Annotated in this window: 1 protein-coding gene; it reads left to right on the top strand. The window is 50.4% G+C overall.

Annotated elements, in window-relative coordinates; genetic code table 11:
• On the top strand, window positions 1–1,815 hold a 1,815-nt coding region (locus tag ABX962_RS35565), incomplete at both ends, for an FAD-dependent oxidoreductase (RefSeq protein ID WP_372726381.1).

The raw sequence follows: 1,815 nt of genomic DNA, 5'->3' as shown, positions 1-1,815 counted from the left end.
GAGCGTCCTGAATCTTGGGTCCAGCAAACTCGCCAGCAATACGGGAACAAAGGCCAAGGGACACGCGCGATCGATGGCAATAACCGCACAATGTGGATCTTTGAGCCGCACGTTGCCGAGCAAGTTTACGAAGATTATGTCCGCGAGTTTGAAATCCCTGTTGTCCGCGACGAGTATCTCGACCGCAAGTCGGGCGTCACGATGAAAGAGGGCCGAATCGCCGCAATTCGCATGCTTAGCGGCAATACCTATGCAGGCAAAATGTTTATAGATGCTACGTACGAAGGCGACTTGATGGCTGCCGCTGGGGTGAGCTATCACGTTGGACGTGAATCCGGTTCGACCTATGGCGAATCGTGGAATGGTGTTCAAACCGGAGTGCTGCATCATTCGCACCATTTTGGCATCCTGAAGAAACCGGTCAGCCCCTATGTCGTTGCCGATGATCCTACCAGCGGCGTGTTGCCTCGCGTCAGTCCCGATCCGCCGGGCGAAAAAGGGGCTGGCGATCATCGCATCCAAGCCTACTGTTTTCGGATGTGTTTGACCAACGATCCCTCGAATCGAATTCCATTCGCCAAACCCGAGGGTTACGATCCATCGCAATACGAGTTATTGGTTCGTATTTATGAGGCAGGTTTTAATCAGACCTTTGGGAAATTTGATCCAATCCCAAACCACAAAACAGATACCAATAATCATGGGCCGATGAGCACCGATAATATTGGGTTTAATTACGAGTATCCCGAGGCGAGCTATGAGAAGCGTCACGAGATCATCAAAGAGCATGAAACCTATCAAAAAGGTTGGCTGTATTTCATTGCCAACGATCCTCGCGTACCCGAGGAAACACAGGCAGAAATGCGAAAATGGGGGCTACCTAAAGATGAGTTTGTTGATAACGGCAATTGGTCGCATCAATTGTATATTCGCGAAGCTCGTCGGATGGTTGGCAAATTTGTCATGACCGAACATGAATTGCTAAAACGTCGTGATACACCTGAGTCGGTAGGCATGGGATCCTACACCATGGATTCTCATAATGTGCAGCGGTATATCACACCGGAAGGTCACGTTCAAAACGAAGGTGACATCGGCGTCAGCACCAACGGGCCTTACGAAATCGCCTATGGTTCGTTAGTTCCGAAAAAGCAAGAATGTGAAAACTTGCTCGTTCCAGTATGTGTTTCGAGTTCGCACATCGCATTCGGCTCGATTCGCATGGAGCCCGTATTCATGATCTTGGGTCAAAGTTCGGCGACTGCGGCGGTAATGGCGATTGATAAAAAGATCGCAGTACAAGATGTCCCCTATGACCAGCTTCGTCAGCGTCTGCAAGCGGATGGACAAGTGTTGCACTACGCGGGATCGACAAGCCATTCGGCACGCGAGCGAGTCTATTTAAAAGATTTAGAAGGAACCGTGGTTGATGATTCCAAAGCTCAATTAACGGGATCGTGGCGGCCTAGTACGTCGTCATCCAAGTTCGTCGAACATGGTTACGTCCACGATGACAACGCGGCCGATGGCAAAGCGTCGATTGCGTTTGTGACCACGTTGCCAGCAGCGGGTGAATACGAAGTGCGTTTTGCGTATCCCGCGAATTCAAATCGAGCCAGTAACGTCAAAGTGATCGTGGATCACGCCGATGGTTCGACCACGGTAAACGTAGACCAAAAAAAGAATCCAGCAATCAAATCGCTGTTTCTATCGCTGGGCAAATTTCGATTTGATGCGACCCGCAAAGCAAGCGTTCGAATCGTTAACGATGGTACCAACGGTCACGTCGTTGCGGATGCGGTGCAGTGGTTACCG

Origin of the sequence: Novipirellula sp. (assembly GCF_041583735.1) — a bacterium.
GTDB lineage: Bacteria > Planctomycetota > Planctomycetia > Pirellulales > Pirellulaceae > Novipirellula.
Note: the sequence above shows the minus strand (reverse complement) of the source record. Positions and strands in the feature narration are given on the sequence as shown.